Raw genomic sequence first — 17090 nt, 5'->3', positions numbered from 1 at the left:
ATTCTCTGCCGAAGCACTGGACTTTTTTCAAGAGGTAATTGAGTTCGATCGCCGATCGGGGTATGGACATCTTTGAAATTAATTAATAATTTCTCCTTTATTATCGGCCAACTTTTTACGCCATTTTTGGAGTTCTTCAGGTGTTTGTTTTACCCAATCTGTTACTTCGCCAACTATTTTTAATGGTGCTTGGGATCGATACGATCGGGTCGGATTGCCCGGAAATTTTTTGTCTGTAACATTCGGGTCATTTTCAAATCCTCCTGTCGGCTCGACGATATAAACCCGTTCGCGGTTATCGCCTTGTGCTAATGCAGCAGCTAGTCCCGCGCCATTAACAAGGGCTGTGAAATAAATATGGTTCATTTTGAGGTCGAGTTTGTAATTAGAACTCCCCCCTGCTGTTAGCAAATCGTCAACTTGTAAATCTGCTTTCGTTCCATGATAAAAGGGGCCTTTGTCAGAAGGTTTGTCCTGAAACGAAGTTGCTAATTCATAATTCTTTCTGGCCTGGTCAGGGTCGCTTAAGTCCTTATAGCATTTGGCAATGTTTGAATATAGAGAGGGCAAAGCACTCTTAACGGTGTCGTCATTTATTTTTAATGCAACCTGCAAAGCCGTTTCGAGCCATTTTAATTTGTCACCAATATTTTTTTGATATCGAGCTACATAATGGGCTGAAATAAATTTTTCAAAGTCGTATGTTGCTTCGTTCCAGGCTTGAAGAAACAGTTTACTTGCTTCTTCTGGTTGGCCTTTTTCTTCCATACCCATACCTTGAAGACAGAGTTTAACAACATTGTTGTTTGGGTTGAATTCCATGCTTACTTTGTCTCGTAGTTATTGTAATTTCGATCTTAATGCTAAACACCAATCCATCATCTAGCAACTACTTGTATTCGTGTTCGACCGTTTCAGTGTCCCGATCGTCTTCGTACTCAGCTAGCCTCCGCACCAGTCGTCCCGATCGTCAGGCTCGATCGGTGTTGTAAACATCCTGAAGCTAATCGGATAGGATAGATAGAAACCCATCCGTTTGCTGGGGAAACTAATTAAATGAGGTTTACTACAATGATAGACAAACCGAACAGCATGACAAAACTAGTAACTGGTACGGTACTTGCTGCCGGACTAGTACTTGGAGGCGCGATCGTGCCATCGACAGCCCAAGCGTCGGCTTGTGGGTTCTATGTTGCACCCCGCACTGGCTGGGCATATTACAGGCACTGTATCCAGGGTGTGTATACCAGAGTTCGGGTCAAAGTTGAGACCAGACGCGGCCCTGGTTCGTACATTTGCGTTAAACCTGGCACTGTTGGTCTAGGGCCGAGTTCCGTTGTTAAGTTTGCGTATTACACTGGCAAGCTATGTTAATCATCATCCTGTCACGGATGATGATTCGAGACTTTGGAGGTTGGGAAAGTTAACGATTGACAGTGTGCATAATTGCTTCAGGATAGCGAGTTCCTGCCGCAGATCCGATCGGGACGATCGCCTCGATCTGTTGCATCTCGTCTGCCGACAAGGCGATCTCTACTGCGCCCACATTTTCAACCAATCGCGCTTGCTGTTTAGTCCCTGGAATCGGGATAATATCTTCACCCTTTGCCAGCAACCAAGCTAAAGCCAGTTGAGCGGGAGTGCAATTCTTCTGCGCCGCAATTTCCTTGACTTTTTCGACTAGTGCTAAGTTGCGGTAGAAGTTCTCACCTTGAAAGCGGGGACTATACCGCCGAAAGTCATCGGGGGGGAAGTTATCTGGAGCTTGAAAGGCTCCGGTTAAAAATCCCCGTCCTAGCGGCGAGTAGGCGACTAGGCTGGTGCCCAATTCTCGGCAAACGGGCAACACATCCAGTTCGGGTTCTCGCGTCCACAGACTATATTCGGTCTGGAGCATGGCGATCGGATGAACCTGATTGGCTCGACGCAGCGTTTCGGTACCTGCTTCTGAGAGTCCAGCATAGCGAACTTTGCCATCCCCAATGAGTTGGCCGATCGCACCTACTGTATCCTCGATCGGCACATTCGGATCGACTCTGGCTGGATAGTACAGATCGATGTAGTCTACACCCAAGCGTTGTAAGCTATACGCCAGAAAGTTTTGCACGGCAACCGGGCGATTATCGGCACCGATAAAGTTTCCTTTAGCATCGCGCAATTGTCCGAATTTAACGGCAATAAATACTTTGTCGCGGGGAACGCCTTTAATAGCTTCGCGAATCAGCAATTCATTGTGTCCCATGCCATAAAAGTCGCCCGTATCTAGAAAGTTAATGCCAAGATCGATCGCGGCTCGAATCGTGGCGATACTTTGGGCATCATTGCTTTGACGACCGCTATAAAAGTCGGACATGCCCATACAACCCAATCCCATGGCTGAGACTCGTGCATCAGTCATTCCCAGTTGACGATATTTCATGATGTTATTTCTCCAGCGATCGATGTGTATTAGATAGATAATTAACGAGAAGCAGGGGTTTGCTTGGTTTATTTTCATGAACGGGAAACCCGTCCGTTGGCGTAGCCTCTCCGTCAGGAGAAAAATCAATTCTCAATTCTCAATTCTCAATTAACGTGTGACGTAACCGCCATTGATAAAAATCGTTTGAGCATTGACCCAGCGCGATTGGGGCGAAGCCAGAAACTCAACCAATGGCACGATATCCTCGATCGATCCCAAGCGTCCTGCTAGTCGGGTAATGGCAGCGATCGCTTCTGGAGATTCTGGATCGCGGAAAAAAGGCGTATCCACAGGGCCAGGAGCGATCGTATTCACGGTAATGTTGCGCTTCCAGTCGATCTCCCGTGCCAAGGCACGAGTGAAGTCTTCCATGGCTGCTTTGGTGCCTGCGTAGGCCGAATAATTGCCGATCGTCGAGGCCAACAGCGACGTACCAACATTAATGATTCGCCCATTGTCAGCAATCCGGCGGATGGCTTCCTGCATGATAAAAAACGTACCCTTGGAGTTGATACCAGCAACGCGATCGTATTCTGCCTCGGTAATCTCAGCCATTGGCTTTTTGACCAAACTCCCAGCACTATGAACCACGATATCGACTCGTCCGAATGCTGTGTTTGTTTCATCAAATAGCCGTTTGATGTTAGCAACTCGTGAGAGATCGCCAGGAACGAGAATGGCTTTGGCACCTTGTTGGCGCACCAATCGGGCTGTTTCTTCTGCCTGATTTTTGGTCGCCTCCCGATGGTAATGCACCACCACATTTGCCCCCTGACGCGCTAGAGCAACGGCAAAGCCTCGCCCTAGATTGTTTCTCGCTCCGGTCACGATCGCTACCTTACCCGACAATTCGCGATCGGTAGGCTTTCTCGCTGTAGCGGGGGTCGATCGAACGGGCTGTGGCACTTGAGCATTGACTTGTCCAGTGGCGATCGCACCCGCGACACTCGTTGCTCCCAATGCACTCAAAAACTGACGGCGATTTTGACTCATGATGACCTCCTAATAGTTGTCTGGGTGGCGTGTCCTTAATTTCCATTAAGCCAGAATCAACCCGTGAAGGACATGGATATTTTCTAGATAAGCTTGCCTATTTTTAAGTGTGAGAAAAATCGATAATAATCATTGAAAATCCTAACATTCAGCTTGGCAGACTTTGACGAAAGCCTAACGGAGATAACTCGGTGTGCTTTTTAAAAAAGCGCGAGAAGTGAGCGGCATCTTTAAATCCCAGTCGAAAGGCAATTTCTTGGATCGATTCAGACGATCGCACCAATAATGACTGAGCTTCGGTAATGGTTTTTTCGGCAATCCAAGTGTTGGCGGATTTACCTGTTTTCCGCTTGATGACGGTACTAAAGTAGCTGGGATGTAAATACTGAGCCTGCGCGTAGTCTTGGACTTGGAATAAGCGATCGCACTTGCCTGCAAGAAAATCCCGAAAATGGTTTTCGAGATTCCGCTTGAATGTCAGCGCGATCGCCGAACTAGTCGGGATTTCAGTCAGCGGGTCGTAAGCTTGCCAAAATCGTTCTTTAATCTTGAGCAATAGCACCACAGTCAAACTGCCAATTACTTTAAACTTGTAAGCAGAATCGGCAAGATATTCTTGCAAAAGTTGACTCCCTAAGTCATCAAAGATTTGAAAGATTTCGCGATCGGGATAACTCGGCGGGGCGACTTCTGCAATCAGAAATGGAAACTCATCCAAAATATTTTCGTGGACATATTGTTTGAGAAATGATTCTGAAAAGGTAATTACATACCCATAAGATAGTTCGTAAATTTCAAATCCTTTGATATGTCCGGGATTTGTAAAGTAAATCGTACCATCTTGTGTTGGATAAGATTGACTATCAATGATGTAACGTCCGTGCCCTTGGCGAATAATTAATATTGAATAATAATTTGCTCGAAAGAGTGGAGATTTAATAGGAATCTCCCCATGAACTTCTTCTAGCCGATGGATTGTAAAATCAACGTCCTGCTCCAGAGTTCCACCCATTGAGGCATAAAACTCGGACATCGAGTTATAAACTTTAAGTTCGTCAACCATCAATTCAACTCAAGATTATCGACTCTAGACGGTCGGTGTGTATGGGCGTTGCCATCGGCGTTCGCGTAGCGTCGGCTCTGTTGAATCGCGCCTTTAACATTCAAGCAATAATTGGATCGATCTGCTTGCGATCGACTGCCTCCGCTCTGGCAAGTTCCACTTCATGAAAATGTTCGGAAGCCCAATTGCAAAGAGTTTTAAGGGGTGCTACCAATGTTTCACCCAGCGGAGTTAAGGAATATTCCACCATCGGCGGTACCACCGGATAGACCTTGCGATCGATTAGTCCGCTGTTTTCTAAATTGCGGAGGGTTTGAGTCAACATTTTCTGAGACACTCCGCCAATTTCGCGGTGCAGTTCCCCATATCTTCTAGTGTTCCGCGATAGTGACAGAATCACTAATGCCGTCCACTTATCAGCAATCAGATCTAGCACCTGACGAACATCAGATGTTTGGTCTAAAACACAAGGTCGAGATTGAGGTTCGATCGTCATACGCACTTTTAGGTATGTATAGCACTTTTGAGTTTGTACTTGTTTTATAGATTGTAGCCCGTTAATAATGGAATTGCACTCAACCAATCGAGTTTCAAGATGATGAATTTTTCAGGCAAAGTTGCAATCGTTACGGGTGGAACTTCAGGAATTGGTCGAGCTGCGGCGATCGCTTATGCCCAGCAAGGAGCTAAAGTAGTGGTAACAGGTCGTCGCTCGATCGAAGGAGAAGAGACGGTCAAAATAATTAAAAATGATGGTGGAGAAGCATTTTTTATTCAAACAGATGTCAGCCAAGAAGCAGATGTCAAAGCAATGATTGACAAAACAGTTGAAATTTTTGGTCGTCTGGATATTGCGTTCAATAACGCCGGAACTTATGGTGAAAATTCCTCGCTGAGCGACCAACCGGACTCTGAATACGAGCGGATTATGAACGTTAATGTCAAAGGTGTGTGGTTGTCTATGAAGCATGAGATCGTGCAAATGCTAAAGCAGGGAAATGGCACGATTGTCAATACCTCATCTATTCTGGGTGTAGTTGCGATGCCGAGTGTGCCGCTTTACACTGCTAGTAAGTACGCCGTGGAGGGCTTAACAAAAGCGGCTGCCTTGCAATATGCAAAATCGGGCATCCGCATTAATGCCGTCGGGCCAGGTGCGATTGCCACAGACATGTTTGAGACAGCCACAGGTGGACAGGATGAAGCAAAGGCTTATATGGCAGGGATTCATCCAATGGGTCGAGTGGGACAGCCTGCTGAGGTGGCTAATGCCGTGGTGTGGTTATCTTCCGATCGTGCATCGTTTGTAACGGGTGAAACATTAATGGTAGATGGCGGTTACATCGCACAGTAGTAACGTAAGTTGCTAACTATAGCCGAAATCTAGGCAGAGGGTAAAGGGTAAAGGAAAACACTCCACCTTTCCCCTGTTTCCCTGCTTGTCTTGTCTTGTATTGTCGATCGGCAAATCGATGTTAAGTAGCTACAATTTGCGATTGCTTCAACCATCTAGACCAAAATGGTTTTCTGGCTTTCACCACATTTACGCTCGATCCTTCGATATTGCCCGCTAATCTAATTACGACACTTATTTTTTGGTTCCCTATTGCGATTTTTGGTTCCTTTATAGATGACGATTTACTGGAGATTCGATTCTCTACATGATACTTTTCTGGTAACTTTATCGTAAAACTCGAACCAACAGAACTTAGATGGATTTCGTAGACTCCATCTGGCAGATCGACATTTCGGTAATCGAGATTGAGGCTACTCGATGTCGCTTCTATATTGAGTTTTTTCGCGAACAACATTGAGCCAGCTATGGTTCTATTACCCATATTACAGGCTATATTTTCAGATTCAGCGATCGTCTGGCAATCGTCAATGTTTTCAGTTGGTAGATCGGCGACTATTTGGTGAAGTTCTTTGCGTGTCTTTGCGACATGTACGGATTCGACTCTGCTCTCAAATTCATCAAGATTTATGATGTCGGCACCGAACGCATTGGTTAGACAACCAATTGTTTTTTCCCTTTCTGATGGAGTCAAAGTTTTTTGTATTTCCATAATTCCCCCCGATTTTGCAGAGACTTTTTGCCCACCTAACGGTGACGTTTAACGGCTGCCAACAATCTTATCTTGCAACACCAGCCCACTTTGTCAGTCGGTTGCCACAGCGTTGTTTTGTTGCGCTGGGAGCGAGAGTTTCAATTATCTCAAAGATACCACAGACACAAATATGATGTCAAGTGCTACTTGACATCATGCAGCACAAGCTGTAAAGTAATACTTGACGAAGAACGGTAAATTCATGAACAACCGACTGAAAGAACTTCGACAACTCCACCAATGGTCGCAAGCGGAACTTGCCAGAAAACTAGGAGTGAGTCGTCAGTCAGTCAATGGGTTTGAATCTGGCAAGTACGATCCCAGCTTAGATATGGCATTCAAAATTGCCAGCTTGTTTGATGTCGCGATCGAAGAAATATTCATTTATGAGAGGACAAACGCTATGCCAAATCTAGTCGATCGAGTCAAAAACTTCGTTGAAGAACAGATTAGTTATTTGGTAGAAGTTGGAGTGATGACTGCGGAGGAATTATTGGAGCGTTATGCTGCCCAAGAACGAGATTTTAGCAATCTATACTTAATCCGGTTAAACATTGGCGGCAAGTATCCGATGGGTGCTAACTTGAGCGGAATCAATTTGAGTGGTGCTAATTTGAGCGAGTCCGACTTGAGAAAGGTTAACCTCAGTGGTGCTAATTTGAGTGGAGCCGACTTGAGCAACTGTTCGATCGAGAAGGCTAACTTAAGTGGTGCAAATTTGAGCGGTGCTAATTTGAAAAATACTCTAGTGAATGAGAGTAATCTTAGTGGTGCAAATTTGAGTGGTGCTAGTTTGAAAAATACTCAGATCGCTGAAAGTAATCTCAGTGGTGCCGATTTGACTGGTGCTAACCTTGTCTATACTAATTTGACTGGAGCCGATTTGACTGATGCCAATCTTACAAATACTCATTTCACCTATGCGATCGGTGCTAATGGCAGAATCATCAATTACAACGAAGCTCTCAATTAAACAAAGGCGTGTCGGAGACGGAGCGCGAGCCGCAAATCAGCAACGTCAATCCTCAATATCAATCGATCGACCTTTGAAAGGGTTTGGATACACAAGACCTCCTGCGAAAGTATCTAGCGATCGCTTGTAGTACTCGATGAATCTCTCGATCCGAGCTAGATCGAGAAATTCATCGATCGGATCTATCTACTTACACTAGTTCTTTGTTACCAAATAGGGTTTTAATGCGCTCTTCGATTTCTGTAGCTGAGACATCTTCCTGATGAGTGGCAATCCACCAATAATTCCCAGTAGCATCTTTGACACCTGCGGCTCGATCGCCGTAGAATTCATCTCGTGGCTCCATGATTGAGGTCGCACCTGCTTGGAGTGCCCGATCGTACAGCTCATCGGCATTCTCTACATACAGATGAATCATCGTGGGCATCGCTTCAAATTCCGGTCTTGCTTCGCTCAACATGATGAACGAATCACCAATTTTCACTTCGGCATTCATGATGCTGCCGTCTAGGTGGAGAGCGCGACGAATTTCTGTGGCTGCAAATGCTTGGGTGAGAAATTCGATGAGCGTTTCTGCGCCTTGGACGATTAGGTATGGCGTAACGGTGCGATAACCTTCTGGGATTGGTTTGACTGCCATTGTCGTTGCTCCTTAAGATCGGGACAAGCCCAGCATAGTACAAAAAAACTAAACAGTCAACATCAACTTCTTCAATTGTCATCCAACAACTCTCGATCGACAGGTGCTAATTTTGACTCCAGATACTCGGCCATCCTACAGTCACCAAAAGGAGTGAACGCATAGAGTATCGATCGAACCCGTTGGATATCCAGATCGTAGCTCTCAGCCAGCAGCGCGATCCTCCCATCGCTGTTTCGATATCCGCCAAGTCACATCACTCCAGCCTCTTGCAGACATCCACGCCGCTCCTGGATCGATCTCCACTATCTCTGCCCCAAACCATGCCGCCAAACGTTCGACGCGCACGTTCGCGCTAATCGTAGAGCCAGAGATCTTAGCCAGATTGAGTTCTCTAAACCCGTAATCGAGCAGCGATCTTCCCACTTCAATAGCATAACCATAACGTCCCCAATAATTCGGCGCGAGTTCGATCCCTAGTTCCATCTCTTCAGATTTACCCACTACTTCCCGCAATCCGCAGCAGCCTAGTAAGTTGTGAGGTGCTTGCCGTCGAATGATTGCCAGTTGGTAATTGCAGCGAGGATTTTCTTGTGCCCAAGCCTGAAACAGCTCGAATAAATGTGCCGCTCGATCTGGGCTAGATTCTTCGGGATTGTAAAATGTCAGGTTGCGGGGATCTGCTTGGTACTCCAAAAATGGAGCGCGATCTGAGTCGATAAAGTCTCGCAGTAAAAATCTTTTGGTAACAATTTCCATTTTGAACTCATTACTTTAACTGGCGATCGTCAAAAATCGATAATTACAGCGATCTGCTAGAATTTATCTATAAGTTTATCTCGATCGAATAATTCATCGTGCAGATAAATTCACAAAGCTCCCTAAAATCGAAACAAGTATTTTGGAGGTAATTATGTCCAGCGATTTAGCATTTTATGTCCAATTTCAAGTGAAACCAGAACGTCTGGAGGAATGGAAGGATGCCGTGAGGGAAGTAATCGATCGCATGTCAGCAGAAAGTACTTTTGTGTCTTGCCATATGCACCAAGATATTCAAGATGCAAATCGTTTCACGCTTTACGAGCGATGGAATGAGCCTTCTTTTGAAACTTTTATGCAGAATCAATTAGAAGCAAAAAGCTATCGGCAGGCTTATCATGAGAAGCTTCCTGACATGCTCGCACAGCCAAGAACAGTCTCATTCTTGAGTCATATACAGGAGTGGCATCAGGCTCGATAGTTGATGCTGTTGTCGAGTGCTTGTTTTGGATCGTGTTGGATTGTTACTGAATTCTGACTCTGGCCAATCGCCGCAATTAATGAGGTCTTCTCATCATAGAAGCTGGCACCCGATTCATCCACTGTCATTTTCCTCCATCGTCTCTTGTCGATCGATCTCCGCTAACTATCCAAATCCCTAACGTCAATCGATCGACCTTTGAAAGGGTTAGGATACAAAGCAGTTTGACTTTCGATCCCAACTTCAAATTGACAATCGGATCGAGCATATGCCACGCACAATAACACGTAGCCAGCGGCAATTTGGTCTGGTTTGAGGCACCGTTCGGCAGATCGATCGACTTCGCCTTGAATTAATCTCGCCGCACAAGTAATACAAACACCAGTGCGACAACTAACGGGCAAGCGCAAGCCTGATGCTTCAATGGCATCTAAAACCCAGACATCGGGAGCGATATCAATTTCGATCCCGCCCCGATTTACCAATTCGACTCGATATGTATCCATCTAGATCCAAATATCTGAAGTACAATCCCCGCCTGGATAGCGCATCTCATGCGCGCGAGCCGCACCTTTGGGTTCGCTCCCAAAATCGATGTAAAAATCTTCATTAATCGAGAGTCCACCCTTATCGAGATCGCAATCGATCTGCAACATATACGACCCCGTTTGATTCAGATCTGGATAAAACTGATTATCCCAAGTACTAAACAGCGAACTCGTTACATACAGCCGCTTGCCATCCAAACTCAATTGCAGCATTTGCGGGCCACCCGAGAGCTTCTGCCCCTTAATTTGACCGCCTTTCCCCAGCAAACCGCCACACCAGACTTGTCCGACTAATTTGGGCTGGGTAGGATTGCTGATGTCGTACTGGCGAATGTCGCCATGCAGCCAGTTGGAGAAATAGAGATAGCGATCGTCCATTGAGATTAATAAATCTGTAATTAACGATGGAACGGGAAAATCCCAACCTGCTAATTCAACCGCTGGCACATCAATAACTTTACTAACTTGCCAATCGCCATTATCTCGATCCCAGTGCCAAATATTACTACTCAAAGCCGCCCCCACATAGCCGTGCGTGCTATCGGGATTATGATGAAAGCGAACTTCTAACGGAATTAAGCCCTCTGCGCCCAAATCGACACTCTGGATGACTTTGCGCTGTTCCCAGTCCCAAAAGTGCAAATGTTGCCCGTAATTACCCGCTGCTACGTCGTTTAGATCGAAGCCTGGATAAAAGGTTTTAGGTGCCGCCCACTCGCTACTGACCATCACATTATGACGCGGTTGGTACCAGAAGTCATAGTTATACTCGATCGCATTGGGTTGCTGCTCCCAGCGTCCGGCAATGTCAAAGTTTTCATCTAATAACAAAAAACCACCAGGAGCATTACCTTCAGCATCGCCGAGCATTGACACCATAATTTGACTGGTTGCCAAACAATGAACGGTATGCGGAGCCGTCAGATTAGTTTTAGCTTTTATTTCTGCTGGTTCGATAATTTTATGAATTTTAGGTGCTTTGCTATCGGCAGTATCGATAATATAAATTCGACTGGATCGAATGCCTGGAATCACCAAAAATCGCCGCGATTTACTAGCATCTTCGTGACAAGAACTACAAGCATTCCAGCCAAAATGATGCAGTTCGTCGCCGATATAAGGCATGGGTAGACGATCGATTACTTGAGAATATGTCGGCGATGCGGGGTCGTTATCGATCGTGGCCAGATAGTCTGGTTCCTGAATACCCGTGCCAGTATACAACGCGATCGTATATAACAATTTCTCCCGCTCTGCGGTCATGGCTGCTTGCGGTGAGACATAACCAGGGCCACAACATTGATGTGCCATATTTTTATGCTCCAATTTTATATTACTATTTGAATTAAATTAGATCGGTGGTGAAAGTTTCTATTACATACAGCCGATCTATGGATCTCGTTCCTACTTTGTCAAACTTCGCGATTCGGCAGCACCGAGGCTGCACCAACGCCCGATCGAACGCTCTCAGTCTGACAATCTTTTTATCTGAAAACTAAATTTTGTGTGACTCTGACTAGGTATCGAGCGGCGTAAATCTTAGTACTATTTCGGGAAGAGTTGGGAGTTGGGAGTTGGGAGTTGGGAGTTGGGAGTTGGTAGAGTATGGGCAATGGTTGCTTTACTTATGCCATCGAGTACTAGGTATCGATCGGGATTGAGATCGATATTAACGATATTCCGACTTAGATATTGTACTATTTTTCAATTTTCACAATTTTCTAGCTGAAAATCAAGGTTCTATCTACAGATTTATGAAGTAGATAGACCTGCTAATATAATTCGATCGCAATAATTTATCAAGAAGAGTGGGTTTCCAGCCTCCTACGTTTAGGGCTATGCGTTATTCTGTATTTGCCCTTGTTTGAGTTAAAACTTTTATATTCCTTAAGTAATATGACTCCGTTACAACCAGCTAAAATAAGTATTTATCAAACGTTTAAACAAATTATTCTAATTATTTGTAAGGCCGCGCCATTTGAATTAGCCAGTTTGATTTTTTTGAGCATAATTACAGGATCTGGCCCATCAGTATCTCTGTTTTTTAATAAGATTGTCATTGACGAGACGATCGATCTTGCAACTAAAAAATCTCCAGATGTATTTAATACTTTATTGTCGGAACCAAAATTACTGTTCGGTTTAGCTTTTATGCTAATCATCAATATCCTTGTTGACTCGCTCAGACCTGTTAACAATATTATTTTACCAACCTTAAAAGATGGAGTAGAAGGATTTATTAAATCAAAAGTCACTAGCAAGGTTGCTCATTTCAACGATCTTGCTTTATTTGAAACTCCATATTTACTTAACATACTTAAATTAGCCGAACGAGGTATGAAAAACATACCAGAGTTCATATATCTTGTTGTAGAAATAATTATTGGTATTTTAATATTAATTCCCTCTGTTGCATTGTCAATTTCAATTTTGTGGTGGATTCCACTGCTTTTAGTTTTATCTTCTATCCCATCACAAATTGTCAGTACGATATACATTAAAAAAAGTTGGTCGCTTGAGGAGACTCAAGCAGATTCTGTTCGGCTGATGGATATATATACTTCCCTGATGTTAAGCGAAGCATACGCCAAAGAAATTAGACTCTTCTCGCTTCAGTATTTATTAACTGAAAAGTGGAAAGCTATCTATTATTCTTTGTATCAAAAAATGAAAAACTTGCGCTGGCGAGGTGCTGTTTTATCATTTTTTTGGTCTTTAATTGAGGGCATTGGCATAGTAATTCCTTATATTTACATCACGATCGGAGTTATTGAAGGTAGTTATTCAATTGGTGACTTAGCACTTTATAGTGGGTTGATTTTACAAATCCGGATTGGAATGCGACTTGTATTAAATTCTTCTAATAATATTTACAGCATTATCTTGTCAGTTAGTCCGATTTTTGATTTGTTAAGCTTAGAACCATCAATTACGGACGGCGATCGATCTATTATTGACGAGCGAGTTCGAGTATCCGATCGAGGTATTCAAATTAAAGGATTAACATTTACTTATCCTGGTGGCGATCGCCCGACTTTACAGGATATTAACTTAAATATTCGTCCTGGAGAAATGCTAGTACTTGTAGGTGAAAACGGATCGGGTAAAACAACTTTAGCAAAGCTGCTCTGCCGATTTTACGATCCATAACACGGTCAGATTATATGGAACGATCGGGATTTAAAATCGCTGTCATTAACAGATTTTCGCTCTCGGCTTGCTGTTGTTATGCAAGATTACGCTCATTTTCCAGCAAGCCTGCGTGAGAATGTTGGTTGGGGTTGTTTGCCAAAATTAGCTGATGATGCAGCAATCGAAGCTGCTCTTCAACAAGTAGGTATGATGTCGCTACTCGATTCCTCAGACCAAGGATTAGAAACACCTCTGAGTAAACAGTTTGAGAATGGGATAGATTTATCTGGCGGTCAATGGCAGAGGATCGCGATCTCTCGCGCACTTTTGCGTTTGAGTGAAGCTGAATTAGTAATTTTTGACGAACCCACAGCAGCAATCGATCCTAAAAACGAACATGACATTTATGAAATACTGCGTGGGATTACCAAAGAACGGATGTCAGTTGTCATCAGCCATCGTCTGGGATTGGCAAAGATTGCAGATCGAGTAGTAGTCATGGAACGCGGACGAATAATTGTAGAAGAGGGTTCGCATGAAGAACTGATGCTTCAAGGCGGACTTTACCACACTATGTTCGTCCGCCAGATGAGCTATTATCAGTAGCATTTTCCGCTGGAGGCGATCGAGCCTCAAGTTATTACCGAGTTTTGTCAGCAGGAATGAAGCAGAACATCATTCCTGCTGGGTTACTTGTATTTTACAAGTCATACCTGGTAAACTAGACCTTGACTTGCAATTTACAAGTTAAAAGCTGCAAAATCTTATTTTTTGTCCAAACAAAGACGATCTTTATTCAATAATTCATCCTTCCATCATCAGAGGCGATCGGAAAATATGTATGTAGTCTCCTTATATGCAGGAATATTTGGCTTGCTGTTTGTAGCTCTTAGTGCCAGAACAGTTTTACTCAGAAGACAGTTTGGGGTGACGATCGGGAATGAAGATAAACCTTTACTAGCAAGAGCGAGTCGAGTTCATGCTAACTTTGCTGAATATGTGCCGCTGTCACTGCTGCTGATATATCTTCTGGAAACTCAGACATCATCAAATCTGTGGATTCACTTGCCTTGTAGTGCTTTGCTGATTGGCAGAATCATTCATGCGTTTGGTGTCAGTCAAGTGCGGGAAAAACTGAAATATCGGGTTGTCGGTATGAGCCTTACCTTCGCAGTCATCATTTCTACTTCCATTAGACTGATGTTTGGTTACATTCAATCGGTTGTTTAGTAGAAGCCTAAATCGCTGAGATCGTCCGTTCGCGGAGCGTGCGGTAGACAATCGAGCATCTTCAAACAGACACCTAGGGGTGAGCATTGGCAACGTCTTCGATCGCTATGCAAACAACGCCAACGAAGTCAATTTAGACTGTATCGATCGAGATAATCTGCGATCTTACTGGCTCGAATTACTCGATCGATACAATATTTGCCGTAGCACTAGAAAGCTTAGAACCGCCCGAACTAACATCTAGATCGATCGATATTGTCGATCGAATCATCGATCGATTCCCTTTGTGCTCTGCTAGGAAAAACTGACATTAACTCAGATCGGAAGAAGGGATTTCACTTGCATTACTTGTCAAATTTTTGCTGTAAAAAATTACGGCAAATCCAGTGAGATACATAAATAAGCTATAAATAGCTGCCGGAATTGCCATTTCGGCATCTTTTAAGATTCCGGCGGTAATGGCGATCGCTAAAGTCCCATTTTGAATCCCGACTTCGATCGCGATACAAATTTGTTGAGCAATATTCAGGTTGAGCAGTTTACTAATTGCATATCCGGCTGCCATACCGAGGATATTTAGTAACATTACACCCATACCAGCCTGTACGATAAAACCAGGTAATTTACTCCATTCTTTGGCAACTAGGAGAATGATAATCAACACTAAAAAGCCCACTGCCAACTTATTAGTAGCCTTCTCTAAACGTCGAGCAAGTTCGGGTAATCGATTCTGAATTAACATCCCTAATGCGATCGGAATAACTGTAATTAAAAATATCTGTCCCATTGTCGCCACAATCGGTAAGGAGACGATCGCATTTGTGCCGAGAAAAGAATTCACCGCCAGACTAGCAAATAGGGGAATTGTAAAGATCGTAATGATACTGCTAAACACCGTCAGCGTGACAGCCAATGCCACGTCCCCACCAGCTAAATAGGTAATCATATTCGAGGATGGGCCGCACGGACATAGCGCGAGTACGATTAGCCCAACGGCGATCGCTGGTGGCATGGGGATAATTTTGACGATCGCTAAAGCAATAATTGGTAAAATAACCAACTGCCCGATTAAGCCGATCGTCACCGCTTTGGGATATTTAAAAATCCGTAAAAAATCATCACTTTTGAGTGATAGCCCCAGCCCCAACATAATTATTGCCAAGGCGATCGGTAAAACTAGCGTCGTGAGAATACTATCTTGCATATATGGTCGTTTTATCTAAATAACATTGTGGAGCCTACGTTTGACGAGTGTCGGCAAAATCGGAGTCATTCACAATAATAGCTAAGGTAGCATCAACTGGCGCACACTCGATCCCGGCAGTCGATAGCTCGCCAGCATGGATGGCGCGGAGAAATGCCTTACAGGGTGTCGCCCAACTCAGGGACAATTAGCGATCGCGATGCACCATCGTTCGGCTTTGCCTGTCCAAAAATACGAATATTCGGGACGCAACCGGATCGACAGCAGCGCAGCAAGCCACTCTGACTTATATCTCACAATGCAGTTCTGCCCATTTAGATATTCTTTGCAATCCTTGCTGTATTGTTTGATTATCTTCCATAATTAAGCTCGATTTTTTGACGAACTAATTAATATTATATTGCGATCGATCGGGATTCATAGGTGGGCAGATTTTCATCGATCGATAATATAACAAGACTAATTTATTTGCCCACCAGTTTTAGTATTTTCTCTTGCATTTTCCCTACTTACTTATAACGATAGATCTGGAGATAGTCCAGCCAGGAATGTATCGGTCATAATTTTAACCAGTTCTTCAGATGGGGTAGTCAGAAAGCCTGGAAAAGTGAGTTTTATGCTCAAAATACCATGTAGCGATGTCCAAAATATTTCCGCCAACCGTGCCGAATTAACATCGCTGCTTAACATTCGATCGGCTTTCATGTCATCAAATACCTTAACGAGTAATTGAATAGATCGCATTCCCGCGCCATCCTCACGATCGATCGGGACTTGAGAGAGTGCCGCATTGGTAAATTTCGGATCTTCCATGAAAATCAGTCGATAGGTGGCGGGATTTGTTAAGCCAAAATCGCTGTAAGCACTAGCGATCGCTCTCAATCGATCTCGCGGGTCGGCGATATTCATTGTCGGTTGCAGACACTCAAATAATTCTTGATAACCTTGCCGACAAAGCTGAATGGCTATTTCATCGCGACTCTCAAAGTAGAGATAGATCGTTCCTGGCGCATATTCGATCGCCTGGGCAATTTTTCGCATCGTCAGTGCTGCAAACCCATCCCGAATCGTAATTTCTTTGGCTGCATCGAGGATTTGTTGTTGCAGTTGTGCTTTTTGACGCTCTTTTCGTTCCGAACTTCCCATAAATCGAGATTTGCCTTCACATCGAATACTTTTTTAGTTTAGGGGTTGACAAACTAAACTGTCAATATAAAATGAACATAGTTCAATGAACATTGTTCAGAAATAAACTGACAGTCATCGAGGATGCCCTGATGAGTAAGATTGCGATATTTGGAGCTACAGGTTCGATCGGTCAAAGCATTGCGGCTGCATTGCGGGCGAGCGGACAGCCTTATCGAGTGGTGGGACGTTCTCGCACCGCACTAGAGAAGCAGTATGGAACCGATCGGTTAGCGGAAATAGTGACTTGGAATCCAGACGATCCAGACTCCGTGCGAGAGGCAGCACGAGAGATCGAGACGATCGTGTATAC

At 44.2% G+C, this 17090-nt stretch carries 20 protein-coding genes and 1 pseudogene; 8 read left to right on the top strand and 13 right to left on the bottom strand.

The annotated features are described in order from the left end of the window. Positions 1–78 precede the first annotated feature (78 nt). Positions 79–549: an NAD(+)--rifampin ADP-ribosyltransferase gene (gene arr, locus C7B77_RS31875; protein ID WP_425430819.1), complete on the bottom strand. Its 471-nt coding sequence runs from the start codon at positions 547–549 to the stop codon at positions 79–81. A 543-nt stretch (positions 550–1092) separates the two neighbouring features. On the opposite strand from arr, the gene C7B77_RS29155 reads away from it, so the two are divergent. Beyond that, complete coding sequence (locus tag C7B77_RS29155; RefSeq protein ID WP_146138234.1) at positions 1093–1374, top strand: DUF6355 family natural product biosynthesis protein; 282 nt, start codon at positions 1093–1095, stop codon at positions 1372–1374. A gap of 49 nt (positions 1375–1423) precedes the next feature. On the opposite strand, the gene C7B77_RS08195 is transcribed toward C7B77_RS29155, so the two are convergent. From C7B77_RS08195 to C7B77_RS08180, 4 genes are all read right to left on the bottom strand, one after another. Further along, positions 1424–2419, bottom strand: a complete 996-nt coding sequence (locus tag C7B77_RS08195; protein WP_106302635.1) for an aldo/keto reductase — start codon at positions 2417–2419, stop codon at positions 1424–1426. Between the two features lie 150 nt (positions 2420–2569). Beyond that, positions 2570–3454, bottom strand: a complete 885-nt coding sequence (locus C7B77_RS08190) for an SDR family oxidoreductase (RefSeq protein ID WP_106302632.1) — start codon at positions 3452–3454, stop codon at positions 2570–2572. Positions 3455–3602: 148 nt separating this feature from the next. Continuing rightward, positions 3603–4517, bottom strand: coding sequence for a helix-turn-helix domain-containing protein (locus C7B77_RS08185; protein WP_219892039.1), 915 nt, complete (start codon positions 4515–4517; stop codon positions 3603–3605). 100 nt (positions 4518–4617) lie between these two features. Then, the gene (locus tag C7B77_RS08180; protein WP_106302629.1) at positions 4618–5013 is read right to left on the bottom strand and encodes a winged helix-turn-helix transcriptional regulator; all 396 of its coding nucleotides are present in this window, start codon (positions 5011–5013) and stop codon (positions 4618–4620) included. Positions 5014–5115: 102 nt separating this feature from the next. Between C7B77_RS08180 and C7B77_RS08175 the strand changes: the two genes are divergently transcribed. Beyond that, positions 5116–5871: an SDR family oxidoreductase gene (locus C7B77_RS08175; protein WP_425430818.1), complete on the top strand. Its 756-nt coding sequence runs from the start codon at positions 5116–5118 to the stop codon at positions 5869–5871. 121 nt (positions 5872–5992) lie between these two features. On the opposite strand, the gene C7B77_RS31870 is transcribed toward C7B77_RS08175, so the two are convergent. Next, positions 5993–6583: a DUF1707 SHOCT-like domain-containing protein gene (locus C7B77_RS31870; RefSeq protein WP_106302623.1), complete on the bottom strand. Its 591-nt coding sequence runs from the start codon at positions 6581–6583 to the stop codon at positions 5993–5995. 244 nt (positions 6584–6827) lie between these two features. Here C7B77_RS31870 and C7B77_RS30635 point away from each other — a divergent pair, with 244 nt between their 5' ends. After that, positions 6828–7598, top strand: a complete 771-nt coding sequence (locus C7B77_RS30635) for a pentapeptide repeat-containing protein (protein WP_219892038.1) — start codon at positions 6828–6830, stop codon at positions 7596–7598. 190 nt (positions 7599–7788) lie between these two features. Here C7B77_RS30635 and C7B77_RS08155 read toward each other — a convergent pair whose 3' ends face one another. Together C7B77_RS08155 and C7B77_RS08150 are read right to left on the bottom strand one after the other, a co-directional pair. Next, on the bottom strand, positions 7789–8238 hold the full coding sequence (locus tag C7B77_RS08155) for a VOC family protein (protein ID WP_106302620.1): 450 nt from the start codon (positions 8236–8238) through the stop codon (positions 7789–7791). A 204-nt stretch (positions 8239–8442) separates the two neighbouring features. Next, complete coding sequence (locus C7B77_RS08150) at positions 8443–8997, bottom strand: GNAT family N-acetyltransferase (protein ID WP_106302617.1); 555 nt, start codon at positions 8995–8997, stop codon at positions 8443–8445. Positions 8998–9151: 154 nt separating this feature from the next. Between C7B77_RS08150 and C7B77_RS08145 the strand changes: the two genes are divergently transcribed. Then, entirely contained in the window at positions 9152–9478 is a 327-nt protein-coding gene (locus C7B77_RS08145; RefSeq protein WP_106302614.1) for a putative quinol monooxygenase, read from the top strand. 161 nt (positions 9479–9639) lie between these two features. Here C7B77_RS08145 and C7B77_RS08140 read toward each other — a convergent pair whose 3' ends face one another. Together C7B77_RS08140 and C7B77_RS08135 are read right to left on the bottom strand one after the other, a co-directional pair. Beyond that, entirely contained in the window at positions 9640–9984 is a 345-nt protein-coding gene (locus tag C7B77_RS08140) for a 2Fe-2S iron-sulfur cluster-binding protein (RefSeq protein ID WP_106302611.1), read from the bottom strand. Next, on the bottom strand, positions 9985–11337 hold the full coding sequence (locus C7B77_RS08135; protein ID WP_106302641.1) for a selenium-binding family protein: 1353 nt from the start codon (positions 11335–11337) through the stop codon (positions 9985–9987). A gap of 585 nt (positions 11338–11922) precedes the next feature. Between C7B77_RS08135 and C7B77_RS31675 the strand changes: the two are divergent. The 3 genes and pseudogenes from C7B77_RS31675 (at position 11923) to C7B77_RS29770 (ending at position 14632) form a co-directional block, all read left to right on the top strand. Next, positions 11923–13764, top strand: a pseudogene (locus C7B77_RS31675) (ABC transporter ATP-binding protein). 231 nt (positions 13765–13995) lie between these two features. Then, the gene (locus C7B77_RS08120) at positions 13996–14388 is read left to right on the top strand and encodes an MAPEG family protein (protein WP_106302602.1); all 393 of its coding nucleotides are present in this window, start codon (positions 13996–13998) and stop codon (positions 14386–14388) included. 79 nt (positions 14389–14467) lie between these two features. Next, positions 14468–14632 (top strand): hypothetical protein, encoded by a 165-nt coding sequence (locus tag C7B77_RS29770; RefSeq protein ID WP_181243765.1) that lies wholly within the window; start codon positions 14468–14470, stop codon positions 14630–14632. A gap of 66 nt (positions 14633–14698) precedes the next feature. On the opposite strand, the gene C7B77_RS08115 is transcribed toward C7B77_RS29770, so the two are convergent. The 3 genes from C7B77_RS08115 to C7B77_RS08110 form a co-directional block, all read right to left on the bottom strand. Further along, complete coding sequence (locus tag C7B77_RS08115; protein ID WP_106302599.1) at positions 14699–15592, bottom strand: bile acid:sodium symporter family protein; 894 nt, start codon at positions 15590–15592, stop codon at positions 14699–14701. A gap of 34 nt (positions 15593–15626) precedes the next feature. Further along, on the bottom strand, positions 15627–15779 hold the full coding sequence (locus C7B77_RS29765; RefSeq protein WP_181243764.1) for a hypothetical protein: 153 nt from the start codon (positions 15777–15779) through the stop codon (positions 15627–15629). A gap of 326 nt (positions 15780–16105) precedes the next feature. Continuing rightward, positions 16106–16738, bottom strand: coding sequence for a TetR/AcrR family transcriptional regulator (locus tag C7B77_RS08110; RefSeq protein ID WP_106302596.1), 633 nt, complete (start codon positions 16736–16738; stop codon positions 16106–16108). A gap of 131 nt (positions 16739–16869) precedes the next feature. On the opposite strand from C7B77_RS08110, the gene C7B77_RS08105 reads away from it, so the two are divergent. Continuing rightward, a partial coding sequence (locus C7B77_RS08105; protein ID WP_146138233.1) for an NmrA family NAD(P)-binding protein occupies positions 16870–17090 on the top strand: 221 nt, incomplete at its 3' end.

This window comes from Chamaesiphon polymorphus CCALA 037, assembly GCF_003003845.1.
Classification (GTDB): domain Bacteria; phylum Cyanobacteriota; class Cyanobacteriia; order Cyanobacteriales; family Chamaesiphonaceae; genus Chamaesiphon; species Chamaesiphon polymorphus.
Note: the sequence above shows the minus strand (reverse complement) of the source record. Positions and strands in the feature narration are given on the sequence as shown.

Excerpts from the sequence above, each read along its gene's own strand:
- C7B77_RS29155 (WP_146138234.1), top strand. The coding sequence starts at position 1,093 with ATGACAAAACTAGTAACTGGTACGGTACTTGCTGCCGGACTAGTACTT.
- C7B77_RS08195 (WP_106302635.1), bottom strand. The coding sequence starts at position 2,419 with ATGAAATATCGTCAACTGGGAATGACTGATGCACGAGTCTCAGCCATG.
- C7B77_RS08190 (WP_106302632.1), bottom strand. The coding sequence starts at position 3,454 with ATGAGTCAAAATCGCCGTCAGTTTTTGAGTGCATTGGGAGCAACGAGT.
- C7B77_RS08185 (WP_219892039.1), bottom strand. The coding sequence starts at position 4,517 with ATGGTTGACGAACTTAAAGTTTATAACTCGATGTCCGAGTTTTATGCC.
- C7B77_RS08180 (WP_106302629.1), bottom strand. The coding sequence starts at position 5,013 with ATGACGATCGAACCTCAATCTCGACCTTGTGTTTTAGACCAAACATCT.
- C7B77_RS08175 (WP_425430818.1), top strand. The coding sequence starts at position 5,116 with ATGAATTTTTCAGGCAAAGTTGCAATCGTTACGGGTGGAACTTCAGGA.
- C7B77_RS31870 (WP_106302623.1), bottom strand. The coding sequence starts at position 6,583 with ATGGAAATACAAAAAACTTTGACTCCATCAGAAAGGGAAAAAACAATT.
- C7B77_RS30635 (WP_219892038.1), top strand. The coding sequence starts at position 6,828 with ATGAACAACCGACTGAAAGAACTTCGACAACTCCACCAATGGTCGCAA.
- C7B77_RS08155 (WP_106302620.1), bottom strand. The coding sequence starts at position 8,238 with ATGGCAGTCAAACCAATCCCAGAAGGTTATCGCACCGTTACGCCATAC.
- C7B77_RS08150 (WP_106302617.1), bottom strand. The coding sequence starts at position 8,997 with ATGGAAATTGTTACCAAAAGATTTTTACTGCGAGACTTTATCGACTCA.
- C7B77_RS08145 (WP_106302614.1), top strand. The coding sequence starts at position 9,152 with ATGTCCAGCGATTTAGCATTTTATGTCCAATTTCAAGTGAAACCAGAA.
- C7B77_RS08140 (WP_106302611.1), bottom strand. The coding sequence starts at position 9,984 with ATGGATACATATCGAGTCGAATTGGTAAATCGGGGCGGGATCGAAATT.
- C7B77_RS08135 (WP_106302641.1), bottom strand. The coding sequence starts at position 11,337 with ATGGCACATCAATGTTGTGGCCCTGGTTATGTCTCACCGCAAGCAGCC.
- C7B77_RS08120 (WP_106302602.1), top strand. The coding sequence starts at position 13,996 with ATGTATGTAGTCTCCTTATATGCAGGAATATTTGGCTTGCTGTTTGTA.
- C7B77_RS08115 (WP_106302599.1), bottom strand. The coding sequence starts at position 15,592 with ATGCAAGATAGTATTCTCACGACGCTAGTTTTACCGATCGCCTTGGCA.
- C7B77_RS08110 (WP_106302596.1), bottom strand. The coding sequence starts at position 16,738 with ATGGGAAGTTCGGAACGAAAAGAGCGTCAAAAAGCACAACTGCAACAA.